The sequence below is a fragment of the Bacteroidales bacterium genome, from assembly GCA_031275285.1.
GTDB lineage: Bacteria > Bacteroidota > Bacteroidia > Bacteroidales > UBA4181 > JAIRLS01.
In genome coordinates this window covers 38,463-60,676 of sequence record JAISOY010000001.1, presented here as the reverse complement: position 1 = coordinate 60,676, position 22,214 = coordinate 38,463, and the positions used below count along the sequence as shown (strand labels likewise).

Genomic DNA, 22,214 nt, shown 5'->3' with positions numbered 1-22,214 from the left:
TAACAATGCGGATATTCGAAAATACCCGCATTGTTCAAATAGAAATCAAAGCTCAGCCTTGCGCTTCTTTACTTCGTCTACGAGTTTTGAAAAGGATTTATCCCTTTTGCGCTTTTCATGTTCTGAAGTAGAAAAGTGCCATGCTTCCCGACGGAGTTTCAGATAGCTTCCATAGACTTTACGGTCTAATGCACCGTTGTTTACGGCTTCTAACACAGCACATCCGGGCTCGTTGATATGCTCGCAATCCTTGAAACGACACGATTGTGCAAAGTCGGAAATGTCCAACATTTCAGCGAGTGAATCGGGATTATCGATAGCCAGGCCGAATTCCCGGACGCCCGGAGTGTCGATTAAGACACCTGAACCGTCCATCAACACCATTTCCCGGCGGGTCGACGTATGGCGACCTTTTCCAGTGGATACGCTGATATCCGATGTGAGCAATACCGATTTTTCGCAAAGTGCATTCACCAACGAACTTTTCCCGACACCCGAAGAGCCGACAAATACAACCGTTTCGCCTTCCGAGATTGATTCCCGTAGCCGGAGAATCGTTTCGGGTTGATGTGTACTTGTGAAAAATACTGGCATCTGACTGGCAATGTGTTTGATCTGCTCTTCCACTTTCTGCCGGTCGAAATCCAGGTCGGCCTTATTGAGCACCAGTACGGGTTTGATATGCTCTTCCAGTATCTGAACCATAAAACGTTCGGCCCGGCGCACGTTGAAGTTATCATCGAGGCTTTGTACGATAAACGCCTTGTCGACAAAGGAAGCAATGGACTGCCGGTCGGCAACTGTTCCGCTTTTCTTGCGATACAAGGTTCGTTCGCGCGGTAACATATCCACTATAATCCCTTTACTTTCGTCGAAGGGTTGAAAAATTACCCAGTCGCCCACGCAAGGCAGTTCAAAGTCCGATTTACCGTACATCATATTTCCGGTGAGTTCGCACTGGAACAGTCCGTCTTCGGAAATAACGTCATAACAGGTTCGATGTACAATGGCAACCCGTCCGTGAGGCAAGGTTCTATGTATGGATCCTTGTTTTAGTTGGTTTAACTTTTCGTTCCAACCATATGTATTTAAATGAATCATTGTTCTATCTTTTTTTTGCTATGAAAAATGTGTAGCCGTAGAATTCTTTATACTTGCGGTACAATTCTCCTTCATGAGATTGCATTGCGTTGAATTCTTCGGCTGCTTTATTTCCTGCATATTTATTCATAAAGATCTCCTGAGCTTTAACCTTCGGAGCAAAGTAATGCTCTGTCCAGCAATTCTCCGGCAGAATAAAGGTGGCGACGGGAAGATACCCTGCTTTATGTATCTTGGCTACCTGATTGGGGATGGTATCTATTTCGGGATACGCATCGACCCAGAAATGGTGGATATCTGCAGGCCGTTCGTCCGTAAACCACGAACTTTCGGAAACAGCAATATATCCTCCTGTTTTCAGGTATTTACGCCACTCGTTGAGTCCCCGTTCAAAACCGATATTGTAAATGGCTCCTTCGGACCAGATAAGGTCTAACTCCTCATGTTGAAAAGGAAGATCATCCATTGAGCCTGCAATACCTTTTACCCTGTCCTGCAAACCTAACCGCTCTGCATTCCGGTTGAAGATATCGATAAATTCGGGAAACAAGTCGAGTCCGGTAAAATGCCCGGGTGCATGCTGAGCCAGTACCATTGTCTGTCCGCCTGTACCGCAACCGAGATCGGCGATACGGGATTTTTCGGTCAGATTGTCGATGAAACTCAGTGCTTTAAGAGTGACTTCAGGACTCCCGGGCCCCTGCCGCTCCATATTGGAGAAAAATTCGCAGATTAAACTTAAATCGAATTCATGAATTGTCCGGTTAGGCGAGGACGAAGTGTGTTCACTCATTTGGTCGAGCATGAGGTCATTGGAGTGTAGCTCAATTGTTTTATTTTTGTTACTCATTATCTTAATGTATTTTGCATACACTATACAGAAAGCATACCAATGCTTTCATCATTGTACGCAGATTAAAAACTAAAATTATAAAATATAGGAACTACTCCCGAAAAGAGTCATCCGAGAGCAAACGAAGGGACAATCTGTATAAGAATTACAGATTGTTTACTACACCAAATCCGATTGTAAAGTATTTAACATTTTGCAAAGATACATCATATATTTTATTATTTGAATGAAAATTTGTTGCCAATCAATTAAATATTCTTGTTTTCAATCAATTGACAAAGTAAAGGATGGAAGAATAAAGCTAAAAATAGGGGAGTAGTACACTTACTCCCCTATAAATAATGTACATTTGATTGATCGTCAGGATAAAAAAATCAATGATATATACATATCCCCGTTAATCCCCGGTTTTGCATGAATCTATGGTATTATCCCGTTTATATATGCTTTGCAACTTCTCCTTATTTATCCATACAATATCTCCATCCCTGACTTTGTGTTTTTTGAGTGAATAGCCTTGCAGTACATAAATTTCATCTGTTTCAATCATCCGGTTAAATTGATTTGTCGATATCCCTAAACATGTTTTGATGACAGAAGATAATTTTAGCCCGAATTTATAATTAGCTTTAATCTTAAATGCTATTGCCTTATCCTCAACGTTTAAAATATCATTTATTGAAATATTGTCATATGCAATCTCATATTCGACAGAGTGATCATCCAATTCAACATTGTTTTTTCTTACTGTCTCAGAAGAGAAAGCATATTCCCACGCGGTCGCTTCGTCATTCTCTGAGAATTTGAGAAATAAATCTTTTTTTATTGCTTCGGGTTTTGTACGCGATAATATGGTCAGATTATATGTACTATCACATTTTGTACATCGGTAAATCAACCATATATCAATATTTCTTTTCTGAGAATTCATCCTGAATTTGTTACTGCAATAAAACCTGTCACCATTACAGTGATTACATTTTCTTTTTAACAAAGGGGTGTTTTTAACATTTATTTCCCATATATATTCTTTTTTCATTATCTATACTATGCTTAATGTTCTTTTGATGGTTATTAATCACAGTATTGCAGTTTATGAAAACATATATCATCATAAACTACCATAGCAAATGCTATCGGCCTTAACGGATAATACTGTGAATGATAAAATGATGTATGAAAAACCTATTTGAGTAGGGCTACTCAAATAAAAGAACTATTAGCCTGTGGTGATGAGGCTAATATTAAGCCAGTATAAGTTTAAGAATTACTCTCAAAATGTGATTATTTACAATTACGGGGCAAAGATAATCATTTTTGTTTGATTATTAAGATTTTGGGGTTTGAAAATATAGTTTGAATAATCATTCACTTTAACCTATTTTTTCTTCATTGTTGTAGGTATGAAGAACACGAGGGTACATATACCCAGAAATATACCCAGTTCGATTGAACTTCCCGGAAATATAAATTCGGCAATAGTCCTTATAAAGAAAAAGAAAGCCAAGGCAAATGACAAGGCTTTGCCTAACTTTGTATTGGCGATTTCTTTTCGAAAATTTATAAAGATTATTCCCAAAGACAAAAACAGGCATACGAACCCGACAGTTGACATTTGCATAATCCCGCTGTTTTCTGCGCTTAGCCTGGGTAATTCTTCCTGCCAGTTGAACAGGCTCCAGAATGAGAGGTGAAACAAAGCAAGTACTATCAGCAATACACCTCCGGTAATAATCAGTTTATTTTGCATGTCATTTTTAACTTTTATTTTTTTACTGACAAAGGTAAACCCTGAAATATTTAGGATAGTTGAAAATTAAGCCATATTTTTGTCCAAAAACGACAATGATATGTTTGTTGCAGCTGGTTTATTGAATCTATTAATAGCGCATTTTAAAACCGATCTGGCCGATATTTCTCGGATATTATCGGAATTGAAGCTTGATGGCTCGATTTTACAAAATCCGACAAATAAGATTGATGCAGATGTATTGGGAATGTATTTGGATTTTATTGTAAAGAAAACAGGCGATAATAGAATCGGGCTGAAAACCGGGTTTTTATTGCCATTTGTTTATACAGGAAGCCTTTATAATATTTATAATCAAAGTACAACTGTTCGTGAGATTTTTGGAAATCCGGAACCTTTTGAACCTGCTGCCAATAATATAGTAAACTATACAACAAAGGAAGAGGGAGATTGCTTCTTCTTTGAAATAACGCTTAACCCTGAATTTGAGCATCGGTTTCCTATTGCCTCCAGACATTGGCTTGAAATGCAATATGGGGTTTCGCTTCAATATGCATATAGCTTTACAGGTAGGTATTTATATCCTATCAGAGCGTATTCTGCGTATCAAAAAGAAGGGGAAAAAGATATGTTGGAAGAATTTTTATATTGCCCGATAGAATTTTATCAGGATAAATTAAGTCTTATTTTCAACAAAACTGTATTGGATCTACCAATAATTACAGGAAGCGATTCTTTATATTCAGTATTCAAAGATTACATGAATGAGATAAGAAACCTGGATATAGGACAGAACAATATGCTCTCCCGATCTGTTCGACGAAATCTGATGCACAACCTTTCGAATACAACTCTTTCTCTGAAGTATATTGCTGCCAGATTCAATATGAGTGAACGAAATATTCAACGAAAGTTAAAAGAAGAAGGTACGTCTTATCAACAGATATTAGATACTTTACGCATAGAGTTATCCCGGAAGTATTTAAAAGAAAAAATCCCGTTGGTGGAAATTGCGTTTCTTTTAGGCTTCGAGAGCCAAAGCGCTTTCAATAAATTTTTCCGGAAACATTTTCAGATTAAGCCGGGCCAATTTAGAAAAAATGGCGATGGGTTTAATATGTTTCAACCAGCCAAACCCTGACACATTTTATTTTATCTTAATTTTTTTTGCAACTTTGTATTATGGCAAAAATCAATGTAAAAGATACGGAAATAACGATTATATCGGTCGAAGAGCGAGATTATATTTCGTTAACGGATATGGCAAATGCCAAAGAAAGCGAAAGCCGAGCTGCTGATATTATCAAAAACTGGATTAGAACCCGCTATACACTTGAGTTTATCGGAACTTGGGAGCAAATCAATAATCCGAATTTTAAAGTGGTGGAATTTGACCACTTTAAAATGCAAGCAGGTTTACCGAGTTTTGTATTAAGTGTTTCCGAATGGATTGATAAAACAAATGCCATTGGAATAATCGTAAGAAAGGGTAAATATGGCGGAACATATGCACATAAAGACATCGCTTTTGAATTTGGTTCAGCTATAAGCGTTCCGTTCAAATTGTATTTGATAACTGAATTTCAACGTCTCAAAGAAGAAGAACAAAAGCAATTGGGCTGGACAGCTAAACGAGAATTAGCAAAACTTAATTACCACATTCATACAGATGCCATAAAACACAATTTGATACCGCAAGAACTTTCGTTTGCCCAAACATCAATCATTTATGCCAACGAAGCAGACGTTTTGAATGTTGCTTTATTCGGAAGAACAGCCAAACAGTGGCGTGAAACAAATGCAGATTTGAAAGGAAATATCCGTGATTATGCGACAATCAACGAACTGATTTGCTTATCCAATATGGAAAACTTAAATGCCGTTTTCATCAATGAGAAAATTCTACAAAAAGAACGATTGATAAAACTGAATAAAATTGCAATCCAGCAAATGAGTATATTACAAGACGTTGAAAAACGGAATTTATTAAAATAACGGCAAGAGGAATCCACGCTTTTGGTAGTACATTTGCAATTCGTACAAGCCAACCGTATAAAGCCAAAATTGCAAAAGAGCCTCCAAGCCAACGCACCACGAAGCGAGTAAACCAAACAAGATGAAAAGCATTACAAGCGGTTTGGTGTCACTCAGGCTGATTAGTGGAATTTTGGAAGTTTAATCGCTCGCTCAGGCATTTGCTTCGGTTGACAAGATTAAAGTCCCACCAACCATACTCCGCCAAGCGTTGTGTGCAAGTTGAGAACAGTACTATAATATTGAAATGCGAAAAAAGCGTAAAGAATTACAATATGGAAGAGTTTTTAATTGAAAAAATAGATAGTTCAGAGATTAATGAAGTCGCTGATATGCTAACTGATGCTTTTATAACAAATCCAGCCTATTCGATTATCTTTAAAAACAAAAATCAACTAAAAGAAGGTTTAATATGGGTATTCAGAGCGAGTCTTATTCTCAACAATCATAAACAGACCTTGACTCGTATTATTAAGAGAAAAGATACAGGAAAAATAATCGGTACCTTTACTTTATTGCCACCACAAGGAGTGAAAAACGGGATTGCTGTTTATTCGAAAATCGGGATATTTGACTTTATTTTGAAATTTGGATTGAAGTCATTTATTCGAATGTTGTATTTGGACAACTGTAATAAATTGACACTTAAAAAATCAATAAAAGAAGCAGATTTTTATTATTTGTCTATGGTCGTGATCCGAAACGAATACAGGGGTGTGGGTATAGGTTCTTATGCAATCAAATATGCTATAAAGGAACTAATCTCTTCGAATCCAGCGTGTAACTTAATTGGATTAACAACACAACTTCCTGAAAATGTAATATTTTATTCTCGATTGGGTTTTGATAAACCAAACGAAGGATATGTTTATTTCAAAGGAGACAAATATTATAATTACAATATGAAACTAACTATTTAGAAACAATTAATCCTTTTCAGAAATTTAATTACTTTGATTTCATCAATTGCAGGGATTGAAGCAGTTGTTCAATAGTAAAGTTTTCAGTATCAACAACGATATGAGCCTGGTTGTAAAACGGTTCCCGTTCTATCAGTTTATCTTCAATGTATAGTTGTAATTCTTCCGGGGATTTACCTTTGATAAGGGGTCTTTCGGTACGGGAACGCATCAGGCGTTTGGCCAATGTTCCGGATTCGGTTCTCAGGTATACTACCTTTCCTTTTCCTGACATGACTTTCATGTTCTCGTGATAACAAGGCATACCTCCACCAGTGGATATTACTATATATTCCCGTTGCAGGAGGGTTTCCAGCATTTCCTGCTCTATACGGCGGAAGGCTGCTTCTCCGGATTCAGAAAAGATTTCAGGAATGGATTTTCCGTATTTATGTTCGATCAACTCATCCGTATCCACAAAATCAAAACCTATTGGTTCAGCTAATCGTTTACCGATCGTGGTTTTGCCACTTCCCATGAATCCGATCAGAAATATTCTCATCTTTCTGCTTTTATATGACAGATACGATAACTGTCCGTTTTTCGATTACTCTACGGAAATAGGTTTAAATGATATCAGGCGGAATGGAATTTCTTCTTGTAATCACTGACAAAGCCGTAAGAATTGTCATCGATCCGTATTTCTTCTCTGGTAACATGTCCCAATGTCATGAAAGAAACACCCGTTTCCATCATAAAATCAATAAAATCCGTTTCCCTGGAGGTTGCGACACTTACGACGACACGGGAGGGAGATTCACCAAACAGGAAAGCATCTTTACGTATCTCTCCGTCGACTGTGATATCAAATCCAAAACCACGTATCATAGAGGATTCGAGCAAAGACAGGAACAAGCCTCCGCGTGATATAGCATGAGCCGATTTTACCAGTTTTCTCGAGATCAGGCGTTGAATGACAGATTGTACTTTCGCTTCGGCTTCCAGATCAATGGAAGGAGGAGGAGTATCTTTCATCTGATGGTAGGAACGGATGTATTCCGATGAGAGAAGGCTTTCCGTAGATCTGCCGATCAGGTAGATCATATCTCCTTTTCCTTTGAATGACATGGTTATGTGATGATGCTTGTCATTCAGGAAGCCGATACATCCGATGGATGCCTGAACCGGAGCGTCATTTGACGGACAGGCATTTTTAATATTGATGCCTGAAGAAGACATTCCCAATTTTTCACATGCAACAGCAAAGTTTTTTCTGATGGCATGCAGGTATTCCGGTTTTTGAATATCATTGATCTTGTCGAAATTCATACAACCGGTCAGGGCAAGGGGGGCTCCACCGGAGCAGACCACTCTTCGGGACGCTTCAGCAGCGATATTATGGATGGCTTCAGGGTATTTTTCAATATTGAACAAATGGTTACAGAATGATACGGCTAGGGCGTGACGTGAGCCTTTGACCTGCAATACGGAAGTGTCGGAAATAAAATTGGTGGTCAGGTTATTGGTGCCGATGGTACTGTCAAACTGTTCAAATATCCATTGTTTGGATAAAAGATTAGGGTTGCTCAGCATGAATTTGGCAATTTCCTGGTCATTTTCAGGAAGCGGTACTTCGGGAAAGTCCGGATCATTCCGTTTTTCAGGTGAGAGGTCTGCATTTCCCTCTTTCTGATCCGTGTTTTTAAAGGCTGTGAGGATATTTGCAGGAAGTTCGGCTATCTTCGTTTGATGATGAAGCACTGTTAACTGATGTTCATCTGTCACGGTTCCGATGTGTAACCATTGTTTGTTCCATTTACGGCACAATTGCTCCATGTCTCCCCGATGTTCCTCTTTGATAATAAGGACAATCTGATCCGGATCGTATTTCAGCAATTGTTGGAAATCAGGGGCCTGCTCAGTAAAAGGATCGGCATAAAATTCAATACCGTTATTTCCGGCAGCCACCATATCAGCACATGCACCCAGTACTCCTTGTTTTCCTACTCCACGTGCGGAAACGATCAGCCCTTCGTCATGCAGGTCACAGATCAACTCGTATGTCGTTCTGAAAGAAAAAATTTCCGGTTCGTTTTTATCATATGTACTAAGCAGATATACATGGTTACCTTCCCCATTACTGGCAGGAGACAACCAGGCGCTCTTATCGATGATACCTATGGACATAACGTCAGCGCTTACTCCCTTTCCGGCATCGCTGAAACAGATGTCTCCCCCTACCATCGGTATTCCGTACAGGTTATTGGGCGATGCGATCTGGGCAATGAGGTTCCTTGTTTTTTCAGGGGATGACATATCGGTTTTACTGACAGATAGAGATAATAATGATGCCATAGGCTGTGCTCCGTGCTCGAACAGATCCTGGTACATTTTTCCGTTTGTGGTGGCGATGTTTTCATCCGGAGAAGAAACACAGACCGGTTCGGTTTTGAATACACATGCGTAATCCTCCGTTAGATCCACAACTCCCGCCCTGTCGTCTGTTTCAGGCAGCAACAAGCCATCATTTTTGTTCACGATGATCCGGTCAACAGAAGCTGTATAATCATCATATAAGGAAGTGATGAGACTTTGTTCCAGACTACTCAGGTTACGGTTAAGGCTTTTTGCCGCGTATTTCAGTATTTCTTCCAGGTTATCCATTTCCTGCTTTCCAAAAGCGGATGTGTTTTGTGTATCCATAGGTATGGTAATTGTTATATCAACAGCTACTGTTTTGTTTTAATTATCTTTGCAAAAATAATGATAATCGGAGAAGAAAACTAATTTGTTGATGATTTGTACAGATGGAATGGTTATCCAGAACTGAAATGCTTGTAGGTAAGGGCGGCATGGATCAATTGCAATCTGCTCATGTGCTGGTCGTTGGACTGGGTGGAGTAGGAGCGTATGCTGCGGAAATGTTGTGCCGTTCGGGTATTGGCCGGCTGACGCTTATCGATGGGGACAGGGTACAGCCAAGTAACCGTAATCGCCAGCTCCTGGCACTAAAAAGTAATGAAGGTTGCCTGAAAACAGAAGTAATGGCAGAACGTTTGCAGGATATTAATCCGGAGATAAAATTAGATCTGATCAGTGAATTTATCCGGGATGATCGTTTGATCGAAATTATCAGCCGGCCTTATGATTATGTGGTAGATGCCATAGATACGCTTTCGCCGAAAATATTCCTGCTGTATTACGGGTTAAAGAATAAGCGGCGTATCGTCAGTTCCATGGGAGCAGGAGGTAAGTTCGATCCGTTACAGATAAAGGTCGAAGACCTCTCGAAAACCTATAATTGCCGGTTGGCCTATGTTCTACGGAAACGACTTCGTAAGCTGGGGATCACAGAAGGAATAAAAGCTGTTTTCTCGACGGAACAAATTAATAAAGAGTTGGTAGAGCCCTGTGATGAACAGAATAAGAAGTCGGTAGTAGGTACCATTTCCTATCTTCCGGCTATGTTTGGTTGTACCTGTGCTTCTGTTGTTATCCGGGATTTAATTGAACAATCTCATCTTAATTCGGAGGAAAATGAATAAGAAATGTTCATTTAAGACAAGATCAATGAATATATCACATAATGCAAATAGAGAACAGAAAGTTTTAAAAGCAGAACAATCATAGTAATAGTAACTTTCGCTTCTGGCTTTATATACATTCAGACATGCTAACTTTTACTTTATCAACTTTCTGATGTTAATATTGCATTTCCTATTTCTTCATTAATCATTCCACTTTGTCTCCACGGTCATCCGCTCTCCGTCATCGGAAGAATATTCTTCCAGGGAATTTTCTTTTGATTGAATTACCATGTACATCATCGGTTCATCCGATGAATTGTACAATCCCCGTTTCCCTTGCGGAGCGATCCGTATGATGCTTCCTTCCGTAATCGGGAAACAATCATCGTTTACCTGGAATTTTCCCGAACCTTTCAGGATCAGGTAAGTTTCTTCATTTTTACGATGAGTATGGAAATACGGTAATTCGGTTCTGGGAGGGAGTATCTGGAATGAAATTTCCGTTCCAGTAGCCTTTGTCACATCTTTCAGAAATACCTTTCCTTTGATCTCTTTCCCTGATTTGGGATGAATCATCGAGTAATCTGTAATCCCATCCAGTTTTCCGATATTGACGGCTGTGTGGTATTTATTTTCGGATATAAGTTCGGGTTTTTTCATTTTTTCCGGATAAAAGATTTTATCATCCATTATTGTTACCTGATGGTGGACAGTATCTTATCGATTCGCTTCACCACTTCTTCTTTGCCCAGCATGTTTGCGATCACCTGCAGGTCGGGGCCAAATGTTCCTCCTACCAGGGCGATACGTAACGGGATCATTACCTGTCCCATACCTATGGCTTTTTCTTCGGAGTATGCCTGTAAGGTATCATGGATATTTTGCTCCGAAAAGTCGGTCATTCCGGATAAAACTCCTTTTACATCCTGTAAAATGGACGGAGTATTTTCTTTCCAGCGTTTTTTGATGACAGCTTCATCATAGCTTTTGGGAGCAGTAAAGAAAAACGAGGACTGTTCCCACATTTCGGAAACAAAATTGACGCGGTCTTTTATCAGTCCGCATATTTTTTCCACATAACCTGTATCTGCAGTGATTCCTTTTTCATGTAGTATCTGCATGAATAATCCGGCCAGTTCCTTATCCGGTTTTGCGATCAGGTATTCATGATTGAACCAGTGCGCCTTTTTCAGGTCGAATTTAGCACCGGATTTACTGATCCGATCCAATGAAAACAAGTCGGTAAGTTCATCCATACTGAATATTTCCTGTTCAATACCTGGGTTCCAGCCCAGCAGTGCCAGCATATTTACCACTGCTTCCGGAAAATAGCCGCTTTCACGGTATCCCGATGAAACCTCATTGGTTTTCGGATCGGTCCATTGAAGTGGAAATACCGGAAAACCCAACCGGTCGCCATCGCGCTTACTCAGTTTACCGTTTCCGTCGGGTTTAAGCAATAGCGGCAGATGTGCGAAGCAAGGCATGGTATCTTCCCATTCGAAGGCTTTGTAAAGCATTACATGCAGGGGAGCGGAGGGTAACCATTCTTCGCCGCGTATGACATGGCTGATCTCCATGAGATGATCATCCACGATATTCGCCAGGTGATAAGTCGGCATTCCGTCAGATTTAAACAATACCTTATCATCCAATTGATTGGAATTAACCACTACCTCTCCACGGATCAGGTCATTGACATGTATTTCGGTATCGGCAGGGAATTTGAAACGAACCACATAAGGGGTTCCTTCATTCAGACGTTGTTGTACTTCATTTTCACTTAAAGTAAGGGAATTACACATCATACCACGTGTAGATGCGTCGTACTGAAAAGTCTTCTTTTCCTGTTCGTATTCTTTTCTTTTCTTTTCCAGATCCTCAGGCAGGTCAAAGGCATAATAGGCCCATCCGTTGTCAATCAGTTGGTCCGCATACTGTTTGTACATGGATTTCCTGTCTGATTGCCTGTAAGGTGCATAATCTCCTCCGGTATGTACACCCTCGTCGAATTGTATTCCCAGCCAGGTAAGCGCTTCGATGATGTATGATTCGGCTCCGGGCACAAAACGTGTCTGGTCGGTATCTTCGATACGGAGAATCATACTACCTCCATATTTACGGGCAAACAGGTAATTGTACAATGCTGTCCGGACACCTCCGATATGCAATGGTCCGGTGGGGCTGGGTGCAAAACGCACACGTATTTTTCTTTCTGTCACGGCTGGTTAATTATAATGATGAATTATAAATTGAAAATTGAAAATTTTCCATTCTCAATTCTCCATTTTCAATTAATTATACGTTGGCTACCCTGATGATGTCGGCAAAAACCCCGGCTGCGGTTACTTCCGCACCGGCGCCATAACCTTTGATTACCATGGGTTGTTCGAAATATCGGGCGGTAGTCAGCATGATAATGTTGTTACTTCCTTCCAGTTCATAGGAAGGATGTTTGCTGTCTACACTCTGCAATCCGACTGAAGGCTGTCCGTTTTCGAGTGATGCGATGAAGCGCCATTTTTTATTTTGTGCTGCAAGCTCTTTCCGACGGATTTCAAAGTCGGCGTCCAGCGCTTCTACCTTTTTCCAGAAATCATCCAGTGTGCCTTCGAAGCAATCATCCGGAAGGAAGGTTTGTATCTGCACATCTTTTTTCTCAATAGGGTAATCCGATTCCCGTGCCAGGATGATCAGTTTGCGTACTACATCGGTACCGCTGAGATCAAGACGGGGATCCGGTTCGGAATATCCTTTTTCTTTGGCCATCCGGATGGCTTTGCTCATAGGGATATCTTCACTCAACACATTGAAAATGAAGTTCAGTGTTCCGGAAACAACGGCTTCTATCTTTAAAATACGGTCACCGCTCCGGATCAGGTCATTGATGGTGTTGATCACCGGTAATCCCGCACCGACATTGGTCTCGAACATAAACCGCACTCCGTGCTCCTTGGCGTTTTCCTTTAAGGAGTGGTACAGGCTGTATTCAGAAGAACAAGCGATTTTATTTGCCGTTACTACAGAAATATAGTGTTCGAACAACTTACCGTAGGAGGAGGCGATGACTTCGCTTCCTGTACAATCGATGAACACGCTGTTACGCAGATTTAGTTCGGAAATATTGTCCGTAAACAGGTTGATATCGAAAGGTTCTCCTTTTTCTTCCAGGGTTTCGGCAAAAGTAGCCGGTTCGATGCCTCCGGGAGTAATGTACATCTTACGTGAATTGGTCACTCCTATCAGGTTGATCTTCAGCTTAAGCTCATCCATCAGTATGCTTCGCTGACTCTGTATCTGTTGGAGCAGGCTTCTTCCCACATTTCCGACACCCACCAGGAACAAATGAAGTTCTTTGTAATTCGAGAGGAAAAATCCTTCATGGATCGCATTGAGTGCCTTCCGGAGGTTATTACGGCGAATGACCAGCGAAATATTCAGTTCCGAGGAACCCTGGGCCGTAGCAATAACGCTTATTCCATTATATGCCAGTGATTTGAATAATGTGGCGGATATCCCCGGAGTGTTACGCATACGTTCACCTACAATGGCGATGATGGACAGGTCGGTTTCCACGATCAGTTTGATCTCTCCGGCTGTAGTGATCTTCGGATAAAATTCCTTATTCAACGCATCGATAGCGGTATCCGCTTCTTCGGGCCTTACAGCAATGGTGATGGAATATTCAGACGAGGCCTGGGTGACCATAATGATGTTGATCTTATGGTCTGATAATACTTTGAAGAACCGGGCCGATGTATTGGTGATCCCTACCAGTCCCGTTCCCTGCAGGGAGATCAGTGAAATATTTTCAATGGACGAGATCCCTTTGATCAGGGATGTCTCATTGTCCTGGAATTTCTTTTTGTTATATATCAAAGTCCCTTTTGCCTCGGGATTATAGGTGTTCTTGATCGTGATCGGAATATTTTCCTCGTATACCGGACGGATAGTCGGCGAGAAGATCACTGATGCACCGAAATGTGATAATTCGATGGCTTCGGAGTAGGATAGATGTTCGATAGGCTGGGCCTTCGATATGATATCAGGGTCGGCTGTCATGAAGCCGTCGACATTCATCCATAATTCCAGTCCGGTTGCATTCAATGCAGCAGCCAGGATAGATGCCACATAATCCGCTCCACGTTGTCCCAGATTGGTGATGTTTCCGTTTTTGTTACCGGCCATATATCCGGGAAGTACAGCTATATGGTCGAGACGGTCGAAACGCTTCCGGATAAGTTTATTGGTCTCGTTAAATTCCACTTTGGCATCAATATATCCCGAATTGGTACGAATGATCTCACTTGTACTATGGTACCGGGCATTATTTACAACCCGGCTGAGTACATAGGCCGACATACGTACTCCAATACTGAGAATCCGTGCCCTGGTTTTCGGGGTCAGATCCTGTAAGAGGTATAATCCCTGGAGGATATCCTCGTATTCTTCAAGGATACGTTGTACTTCGGCCAGTACGGTGGTTCGTTGTGCTGCAGGCACCAGGGAATTGACCACATCGAAATGTAGTTTGGAGATCGACTGTATATCGCTTTTATAGGAGTCGTCGTGCTGAACGGCCTGTTGCGCCAGTTTTAATAATTGGTGGGTAACTCCGTCAAATGCAGAAACAACAACGATACACGATTCTTTCTGAGATTCGATAATCTGTTGTACCAGGCTGATGGAACGGGCATCCCGCATAGATGAACCACCAAATTTGAGAATCTTCATATCAATAGGAAATTGATAATGGAAAATGGATAATTGATAATGAATGAACCGACGATCAGCCACAATGTGTTGATCGCGTAATTTTTAGATAACGGCGCTTTCGGCGTTTACTGACGGGTTGGTTTTTTTGATCAGTCCCTGTAAAACTTTTCCGGGACCTACTTCAATAAAATCAGTAGCACCATCGGCGATCATATTGGTTACGGATTGTGTCCAACGGACAGGAGCAGTGAGCTGTGCCACCAGATTGGCCTTGATCTTTTCCGGATCAGTTTCCGGTTTTGCCGTTACATTCTGATAAATAGGACATACCGGTTGATTAAATTTGGTAGCATTGATGGCTTCTTCAAGGGCGATACGTGCCGGTTCCATCAACGGGGAATGAAAAGCGCCGCCTACCTGTAATCTCAATGCACGTTTGGCGCCGGCCTCTTTCAATTTTTCACAGGCTGCATCTACTGCTTCAATGGCGCCTGAGATGACCAGTTGTCCGGGACAGTTATAATTGGCAGGAACTACTATGCCGTCAATAGGACCACATATTTCTTCTACCTTGGCATCGTCCAGTCCCAATACGGCGGCCATTGTGGATGGTTGCGCCTCGCAGGCTTTCTGCATGGCCATGGCGCGTTTGGATACCAGGACCAGGCCGTCTTCAAAAGACATGGCGCCACAGGCAACTAAAGCCGAGAATTCACCCAATGAATGGCCGGCAGCCATATCCGGGCGGAATTTATCCCCCAGCATCTTAGCCATAATGACTGAATGCAGGAAAACAGCAGGTTGGGTTACCTTGGTTTGTTTCAGGTCTTCTTCTGTTCCGGAAAACATGATATCGGTAATGCTGAAACCAAGTATTTCATTTGCCTTTTCAAATAAAGCACGTGCTTCTGCCGAATTATCGTACATCTCTTTTCCCATACCGGGATATTGTGCTCCCTGACCGGGAAAAACATATGCAGTTTTCATAATAAAAAATGTAATTTTAAATTAAGAGGGCAAAGGTAAGAAAAATGTTCATTGGAAGTATGTGGCCAGAGTCTGAATGTTCATAAAGTCTGAATGTCTGAAAGTAGGAATGTTAGAAAGTTTATAAAGTTTGAAAGTTTGAAAGTCAGAATGTTTATAAAGTAAAAAAGTTAAAAGTCAAAAGTAGGAACGATGAATTTTTCAATTCAGTTTATAGTTCATCATTCTCCATTCTCCATTCTCCATTCTCAATCCATTTCCATATAAAAACTGCCTTTGGCATTTTGGGCTATTGCCCTCACCCTGTATTTTTCCCCATGGATCAGGTTTTTTATTGTGTCTGATGTGTTTTTGGCCTGAAAACTAGTGATGAGAGTGTTTTTTGCATCATATAATTCAAAGCGGATGTTGCCTTTTTCCAGAAGAGAGGAATAAATTAACCGGGTATCACTGTTTTTTGCTGCAAAAGAGCCATTAACTTTTCCTTCGAGATAGGAGAATTCATAGTGCCACTTGTTACCGATATTATAGGAAAATCCATTTTTAACTTTTGTGGAATTGGTTGTTTCACGGCCAATCCATATATGTAGTAATACGATAATGATCAGACATATTATCAGATCTAATAAAGGATATTTAGTGGCGAGTTTGAATTTGAACACCTGCATAAGTTTATCTATTATTGCTGCGTTGTGAACCTTGTGCAATATAGATAAAAACAGAGAGATTTTATAGTTAATTCATCTGTTATTCCTTCATAAGTAGTTCGCATATATCATATTTCTGTTCTCCTGCTCATACAGAGGTGTTACACCAGGAAGGCCTGAGCTTCCGGAAGCGGACACCAGTTCTGCAAAGTGAAGGGGCAAGCCGGAAGCTGTCAGAGCCGTCAGGTGAGTTCTTCCGGTGTCCTGTAGCGTGCAGTGACTGGTCGCTGAGGAAGCAAGCCTTGATTTTTGCTTCTTTTTATCAAGAAAAAGAAGGGTAAAAAATAATTCCATATATGGATGATGTAATTTTGAATAATTACTTAATTTAATGCATAATTTTATCATTATGGTTCATGGAAAATAAAAAATGTATATTTACACAATTAGAAAAACATGGATCGCTTTAAGTTTTTAAAAACCTATTTACAAAATGGAACGACGTAGTTTTATCAAAACACTGGCTATGGCAACAACTGTTGTTTCTCTGCCGGAAATGCTCTCAGCTCAGGGAAAAGGAAAATTACCATCTTTTGGACTCATTACCGGAAATACGGGTGGTGATTGGATAAAGAATCATTCTAAAGAAGCATTGGAAGAAATCGCCCGGTTGGGGTTTAAAGACCCTGAATTCGGAGGTTATTTCGGCATGGATGTAACAGGATTGAAAAAAATCCTCAAGCAAACAGGCTTAAGGGCATTGATAGGCCCGACATCCATGCACGCTATGGGTAATACGGAACAACTAAGAAAAGATATCGCGGATTGTCAGGAACTCGGGAAAAAATTTATTGTATGTTACTGGCCATGGACTGACGATGGAAGAAATAAAACCCTGGATGATTGGAAGAATGTGGCCGATCAATTGAATAAGGGTGGAGAGGTTTGTAAAAAAGAAGGACTCCGTTTATTGTATCATAATCATGATATCGAATTCAGACCGGTCCAAGGAGAAATTCCATTTGATACCTTGCTTCCCAATCTTGATCCCAAACTTGTCAATATAGAATTAGACCTCTACTGGATAGTAAAAGGCGGACAATCTGCTGTTGATTACATTCGGAAATATCCGGGAAGATACCCTGTTTTTCATGTTAAAGACATGGATAAAACCGATAATATGGGATTTGCATGCGTCGGCGATGGTCGTATAGATTTCCCGGAGATATTCAGGCATAACAAAATCGCAGGAGCGAAACATTTCATTGTTGAGCATGATCATCCGGAAAACCCTGAAATGTGTATCAGGACCGCAGCAAATTACCTTTCTAACCTCAAATTCTGATGCGATGCTGGTAAGAAGAGACTTTCTGAAAAAAAGCTCATTGCTCGTTGCGGCCGGATTTTCCGGAATCAATCTGTTTGCTTCTGAACGTGCAAAATTGCGAAAAACACCTTCCTTTCGGATCAGTTTGAATACTTCGACAATCGAGCCTTATAAGCTGCCTGTGACAAAACAGATCGAACTGTGTGCCGAAACCGGTTTTGACGGAATAGAATTATGGATTTCGGATATACAACAATACCTGAATCAAGGGGGAAAAGTATCAGTTTTAGCCGGACACATTCAATCATCCGGGTTGAAATTGGAGAATATGATTGGCTTTGCGGCATGGGCTTCAGATGATGATACTGTTCGTAAAAAAGGACAGATACAAATGAAAGAGGAAATGGAATTGACTGCCCGGCTCGGTGGCCGGTACATTGCAGCTCCGGTAATAGGTATCAGCAAAATAGATGGCTCAAAACTTGAGGTTTACGCAGATAGGTATCGTCATATCCTGGAAGAAGGCGAGAAAATCGGGATAACCCCTTTGCTGGAACTATGGGGAGCCGGAACCTTGAACAAATTGTCCGATGCTTCACATATAGCCATTGGTGCTGCTCACAAAAGTGCTAATTTACTGTTGGACTTTTACCATCTGTACAGGGGGAATAATTCTTTTGATAGCCTGATGATGGTTAATACTTCGCGAATGCCACTCTTTCATATCAATGATTATCCTTCTACTCTAAAAAGAGAACAATTGAGTGATAGTGATAGGGTTTATCCCGGAGACGGGATATGTCCATTTCCTTCCATTATTCCGGAATTATTTGAAAACGGATTCAGAGGTGCATTCTCCGTAGAGCTATTCAACAAGGAATATTGCAGCCAGAATACGGTACAACAAGTTCTATTGACATCTCTCAATAAAACACGTAAGGTGATTGAAGCTGCATTAGTTTAAAAATGATGTATATTTTTGATGATTTCTCAATATTAAGTTAATAATTGAGATACAGTATCAATCAGTTTAAAATAATCCTTATTTTTACTACTTTTATGAAAATCCCATTCAAATGATGGATAACTTGTCCTTAATTGATTGTGATTTGTGAAGAAATTATCTGGAAACCACTTAAAAATATACGCTTTATGACGACAAGACGAAATTTTCTCCGCCAATCCGCATCGGCTATGGCCGCCGGTATCTTATTACCTTCCCTGTCGGATGGAAAAATATTTGCCCGGACTGTCGGAGCTAATGACAGGATTAGAGTGGGATTAGTCGGCTGCCGGAATATGGGGTGGGGCAATTTGAGTGATTTCCTGATCCATCCGGAAGTAGATTGTGTGGCTTTGTGTGATGTGGATCAGAACATGTTGAACGCAAAAGCAGTGGAAGTGATGAAACGGCGTGACAAGAAGCCGGAACTATACAATGACTACAGACAGTTGTTGGAGAGGAAAGATATTGATGCGGTCATTATCGGAACGCCTGACCACTGGCATTGCCTGCAGATGGTGGATGCCTGTGCTGCCGGGAAGGACGTGTATGTGGAGAAGCCGATCGCCAATTCCATTGCCGAATGTGACGCAATGGTGCAGGCTGCAGGCAGGTATAGCCGTGTGGTCCAGGTAGGGCAGCAACAACGGAGCGGGATCCTTTGGCAGGAGATGAAACGTTTTATAGACAGTGGACAATTGGGACGAATCCCTCGCGTGGAAGTTTGGGCCAATTTTAATTACGGAGCATTATCCCTTCCTATTCCGGATAGTACTGTTCCTGAAGGGGTGGATTTCGATATGTGGCTGGGGCCTGCACCACAACGGACATTTAACCAGCAGCGTTTTCATGGTTCCTGGCGGATGTTCTGGGATTACGGGGGCGGTTTACTGACCGACTGGGGGGTACATCTGCTGGATATGGCGCTTTGGGGGATGAATGTAACCGGGATGCCTCATCAAGTAACGGGATCAGGTGGAAAATTTGCTTTTCCGGAAAATGCTCCTGAAACTTTCGATACATTGACCGTGGTGTATGAATTTGATGATTTTCTGATCCAGTGGACCAATATAGCTGGTACGGAGACAGGTCCTTACGGGCGTAATTACGGGCTGGCATTCAAAGGAACGAACGGGACGCTGGTAGTCAACAGGGAGAGTATGGAAATATATCCGGAAGGAAACAAGATGGAGGCTATGAAGAGTTTACCAAAAAATAATGATCACCAGGATCATGTGACTAATTTTCTGGATTGTATGAAAAAACGGGAATTTGATACGGCTTGTACCATACAGAACGGAAGTCTGTGTGCTAAATATGCCCATCTTGGGAATATTTCTGCACGTGTCGGGTCTCAATTGAAATACGATGAAAACCGTCATTCTTTTCACCACCGGGAAGCAGATAAATTAATTCAACCAGCCTACCGGAAACCATGGAAATTTCCTCAATCCAAATGATCAGAAATTCGTAATTATTACGAACAAATGCTTTCTATGTACTTTTATTTAAAACGGGAAGATCAACGGAAGAACGAAGATCATTAATATTCCCAGGCCTATCTGTAAGGGCAATCCGACTTTCACATAATCCATGAAGGTATACCGTCCGGCCGACATCACGAGTGCATTCGGAGGAGTGGAGAAAGGACTGGCAAAACACATGCTGGCTGCTACAGTTACGGCAAACAGGAATGGATATGGGCTTGCCCCATTCGCAACAGCCACACTTATTGCGATAGGTGCAAAAAGCACTGCAGTAGCCGTATTACTGATGAACATGGTAAGCAAAGATGTTCCGAAATAGATCCCGGCCAACAACACTATATTACCGTATGAACCTAACATTTCAACCAGTCCCTTTGAAATAAGTGCGGAGGTCCCTGTTTTTTCCAGTGCGATGGACATGGGGAGCATGGCGCCTATTAATACGATACTTTCCCAGTTGATGGTTTTATACGCTTCTTCCACATTCCGCAAACAACCGGTAAGGATCATCAGTACAGATGCGATCAGTACAGCTGTTACCGCGGGTATAACATCAAAAGCCATGGCCAGTACCATTAATAACATGATAATGGCAGCCAAAGGCGCTTTGTAGTCCATAGTTACCTTGGAAGCTTCAGTCAAAGGCTGTCCTACGACCACCCACTCCAGTGATTCTTCGGTCATCCGGGCAATAGCACTCCATTCGCCCTGTATCAGCAATACGTCTCCGGACTGCATTTTTTCGTCTTTTAGGTCCTGAAGGATGTATTCATCTTTACGCTGGATACCGAGTATGTTTACATTGTATTTTTCCCTGAACCCTGATTTGCTGACAGGCTGATTGATCAATTGTGAGTTCGATAACAATACCACTTCTGCGATCCCGATTTCATCAAACCTGAGCTTTCCTGAAAAAGACGGGGTTTCCGTTTCATGGACATCCATAATTTTCAGTCGGTTATCATCGGCGAAAAGTTGTACTTTTTCAAAAGCGCCCGATACATACAGGATGTCGTTTTCTTCAATTACAGTAGTCGGGCCTGCAATCTTCTGGTTAATGGTTTTCATAAAGGGATTCTGGCTACTCGATTTTCGCCGTATCTCCAGTACTGAAAAACCATATTTCTGTGGAATTTCAAGTTCCAGTAATTTTTTATTGATGATTTGCGATTCTTTGTTCACCTGCAACCGGAAAAGATTCTGTGACAATTGATATTCCTGTGCCAGATCCTTTAACGACTTGTTTTTCTTCTTTTTACTTTCCTTGTCTTCATCTTTTGAGAGGAATTTTTTGCTCAGCGGCCACAGGGCAAGGGTGCCAAATACAACACAAATCAAACCTACCGGTAGAAATGAGAAAAACTTCAACCCTTCGTAATTATTTTCTATCAGAGTATTGTTGATGACCAAGTTGGGAGGTGTACCGATCAGCGTCATCATACCACCCATACTGCTGGCAAATGCCAATGGCATCAATAAACGACTGGGGCTCATATTGGCCGAAGCAGCAAGGCTGACAACAATCGGGAGCATCAGGGCGACCGTTCCTGTATTGCTGACAAATCCGCCTATGGCAGAAGTTACCAGCATGATCAGAAGATATAACCGGGTCTGGTTATTTCCGGCAAGTGACAATATTTTGCTGCTGATCATCTTTGCCAGTCCGGTCTGGAAAACAGCTCCACCCACAATGAACAGGCCGATCATCATGATCACGATCGAGTTGGAAAAACCGGAAAGGGCTTCTGCCGGAGTCAGGATATCGAAGAGCATTAAGAGGATCAATGCACACAACGCGACAATATCCGAACGTATTTTGCCACTGACAAAAAAGACGGTGGCCAGTAATAAAATTCCTAAGGTGATCCACATATGGTTTCTGT

20 protein-coding genes are annotated in these 22,214 nt (G+C 41.3%); 7 read left to right on the top strand and 13 right to left on the bottom strand.

What is annotated here, in order from left to right:
• Nucleotides 1–45: 45 nt before the first annotated feature.
• The 4 genes from rsgA to LBQ60_00270 all read right to left on the bottom strand — a co-directional run bounded on the left by rsgA (nt 46) and on the right by LBQ60_00270 (nt 3,704).
• The gene (gene rsgA, locus LBQ60_00285; GenBank protein MDR2036338.1) at nt 46–1,101 is read right to left on the bottom strand and encodes a ribosome small subunit-dependent GTPase A; all 1,056 of its coding nucleotides are present in this window, start codon (nt 1,099–1,101) and stop codon (nt 46–48) included.
• Between the two features lie 4 nt (nt 1,102–1,105).
• On the bottom strand, nt 1,106–1,951 hold the full coding sequence (locus LBQ60_00280) for a class I SAM-dependent methyltransferase (GenBank protein ID MDR2036337.1): 846 nt from the start codon (nt 1,949–1,951) through the stop codon (nt 1,106–1,108).
• A gap of 400 nt (nt 1,952–2,351) precedes the next feature.
• Nucleotides 2,352–2,993 (bottom strand): DUF1062 domain-containing protein, encoded by a 642-nt coding sequence (locus LBQ60_00275; GenBank protein ID MDR2036336.1) that lies wholly within the window; start codon nt 2,991–2,993, stop codon nt 2,352–2,354.
• A 339-nt stretch (nt 2,994–3,332) separates the two neighbouring features.
• Complete coding sequence (locus tag LBQ60_00270) at nt 3,333–3,704, bottom strand: hypothetical protein (protein MDR2036335.1); 372 nt, start codon at nt 3,702–3,704, stop codon at nt 3,333–3,335.
• Between the two features lie 100 nt (nt 3,705–3,804).
• On the opposite strand from LBQ60_00270, the gene LBQ60_00265 reads away from it, so the two are divergent.
• The 3 genes from LBQ60_00265 to LBQ60_00255 all read left to right on the top strand — a co-directional run bounded on the left by LBQ60_00265 (nt 3,805) and on the right by LBQ60_00255 (nt 6,658).
• Nucleotides 3,805–4,845: an AraC family transcriptional regulator gene (locus tag LBQ60_00265; GenBank protein ID MDR2036334.1), complete on the top strand. Its 1,041-nt coding sequence runs from the start codon at nt 3,805–3,807 to the stop codon at nt 4,843–4,845.
• 41 nt (nt 4,846–4,886) lie between these two features.
• On the top strand, nt 4,887–5,699 hold the full coding sequence (locus tag LBQ60_00260) for a KilA-N domain-containing protein (GenBank protein MDR2036333.1): 813 nt from the start codon (nt 4,887–4,889) through the stop codon (nt 5,697–5,699).
• A 314-nt stretch (nt 5,700–6,013) separates the two neighbouring features.
• Nucleotides 6,014–6,658: a GNAT family N-acetyltransferase gene (locus tag LBQ60_00255; protein ID MDR2036332.1), complete on the top strand. Its 645-nt coding sequence runs from the start codon at nt 6,014–6,016 to the stop codon at nt 6,656–6,658.
• A gap of 28 nt (nt 6,659–6,686) precedes the next feature.
• Here the strand turns inward: LBQ60_00255 and LBQ60_00250 are convergent, their stop codons facing one another.
• Entirely contained in the window at nt 6,687–7,199 is a 513-nt protein-coding gene (locus LBQ60_00250) for a shikimate kinase (protein ID MDR2036331.1), read from the bottom strand.
• 74 nt (nt 7,200–7,273) lie between these two features.
• Nucleotides 7,274–9,340 (bottom strand): hypothetical protein, encoded by a 2,067-nt coding sequence (locus LBQ60_00245; GenBank protein ID MDR2036330.1) that lies wholly within the window; start codon nt 9,338–9,340, stop codon nt 7,274–7,276.
• A gap of 104 nt (nt 9,341–9,444) precedes the next feature.
• Between LBQ60_00245 and LBQ60_00240 the strand changes: the two genes are divergently transcribed.
• Nucleotides 9,445–10,182: a tRNA threonylcarbamoyladenosine dehydratase gene (locus LBQ60_00240; GenBank protein MDR2036329.1), complete on the top strand. Its 738-nt coding sequence runs from the start codon at nt 9,445–9,447 to the stop codon at nt 10,180–10,182.
• Nucleotides 10,183–10,365: 183 nt separating this feature from the next.
• Here LBQ60_00240 and LBQ60_00235 read toward each other — a convergent pair whose 3' ends face one another.
• From LBQ60_00235 to LBQ60_00210, 6 genes are all read right to left on the bottom strand, one after another.
• A complete protein-coding gene (locus LBQ60_00235) occupies nt 10,366–10,824 on the bottom strand; it encodes a cupin domain-containing protein (GenBank protein ID MDR2036328.1) in 459 nt (152 codons plus the stop codon).
• A gap of 35 nt (nt 10,825–10,859) precedes the next feature.
• Nucleotides 10,860–12,386 carry a glutamate--tRNA ligase gene (gene gltX / locus LBQ60_00230; GenBank protein MDR2036327.1) on the bottom strand — a complete coding sequence of 509 codons (1,527 nt, stop codon included), beginning with the start codon at nt 12,384–12,386 and terminating at the stop codon, nt 10,860–10,862.
• 76 nt (nt 12,387–12,462) lie between these two features.
• The gene (gene thrA, locus LBQ60_00225) at nt 12,463–14,898 is read right to left on the bottom strand and encodes a bifunctional aspartate kinase/homoserine dehydrogenase I (protein MDR2036326.1); all 2,436 of its coding nucleotides are present in this window, start codon (nt 14,896–14,898) and stop codon (nt 12,463–12,465) included.
• Nucleotides 14,899–14,982: 84 nt separating this feature from the next.
• Nucleotides 14,983–15,867, bottom strand: coding sequence for an ACP S-malonyltransferase (fabD, locus tag LBQ60_00220; GenBank protein MDR2036325.1), 885 nt, complete (start codon nt 15,865–15,867; stop codon nt 14,983–14,985).
• A 248-nt stretch (nt 15,868–16,115) separates the two neighbouring features.
• Nucleotides 16,116–16,535 carry a hypothetical protein gene (locus LBQ60_00215; GenBank protein MDR2036324.1) on the bottom strand — a complete coding sequence of 140 codons (420 nt, stop codon included), beginning with the start codon at nt 16,533–16,535 and terminating at the stop codon, nt 16,116–16,118.
• Between the two features lie 87 nt (nt 16,536–16,622).
• Nucleotides 16,623–16,922, bottom strand: coding sequence for a hypothetical protein (locus tag LBQ60_00210; protein ID MDR2036323.1), 300 nt, complete (start codon nt 16,920–16,922; stop codon nt 16,623–16,625).
• Nucleotides 16,923–17,007: 85 nt separating this feature from the next.
• Here LBQ60_00210 and LBQ60_00205 point away from each other — a divergent pair, with 85 nt between their 5' ends.
• The 3 genes from LBQ60_00205 (at nt 17,008) to LBQ60_00195 (ending at nt 20,304) form a co-directional block, all read left to right on the top strand.
• Nucleotides 17,008–17,859, top strand: a complete 852-nt coding sequence (locus LBQ60_00205) for a sugar phosphate isomerase/epimerase (protein ID MDR2036322.1) — start codon at nt 17,008–17,010, stop codon at nt 17,857–17,859.
• A gap of 4 nt (nt 17,860–17,863) precedes the next feature.
• On the top strand, nt 17,864–18,805 hold the full coding sequence (locus LBQ60_00200) for a sugar phosphate isomerase/epimerase (protein ID MDR2036321.1): 942 nt from the start codon (nt 17,864–17,866) through the stop codon (nt 18,803–18,805).
• Nucleotides 18,806–18,993: 188 nt separating this feature from the next.
• Nucleotides 18,994–20,304 (top strand): Gfo/Idh/MocA family oxidoreductase, encoded by a 1,311-nt coding sequence (locus LBQ60_00195; GenBank protein MDR2036320.1) that lies wholly within the window; start codon nt 18,994–18,996, stop codon nt 20,302–20,304.
• A 48-nt stretch (nt 20,305–20,352) separates the two neighbouring features.
• On the opposite strand, the gene LBQ60_00190 is transcribed toward LBQ60_00195, so the two are convergent.
• Complete coding sequence (locus LBQ60_00190; GenBank protein MDR2036319.1) at nt 20,353–22,203, bottom strand: SLC13 family permease; 1,851 nt, start codon at nt 22,201–22,203, stop codon at nt 20,353–20,355.
• Nucleotides 22,204–22,214 lie beyond the last annotated feature (11 nt).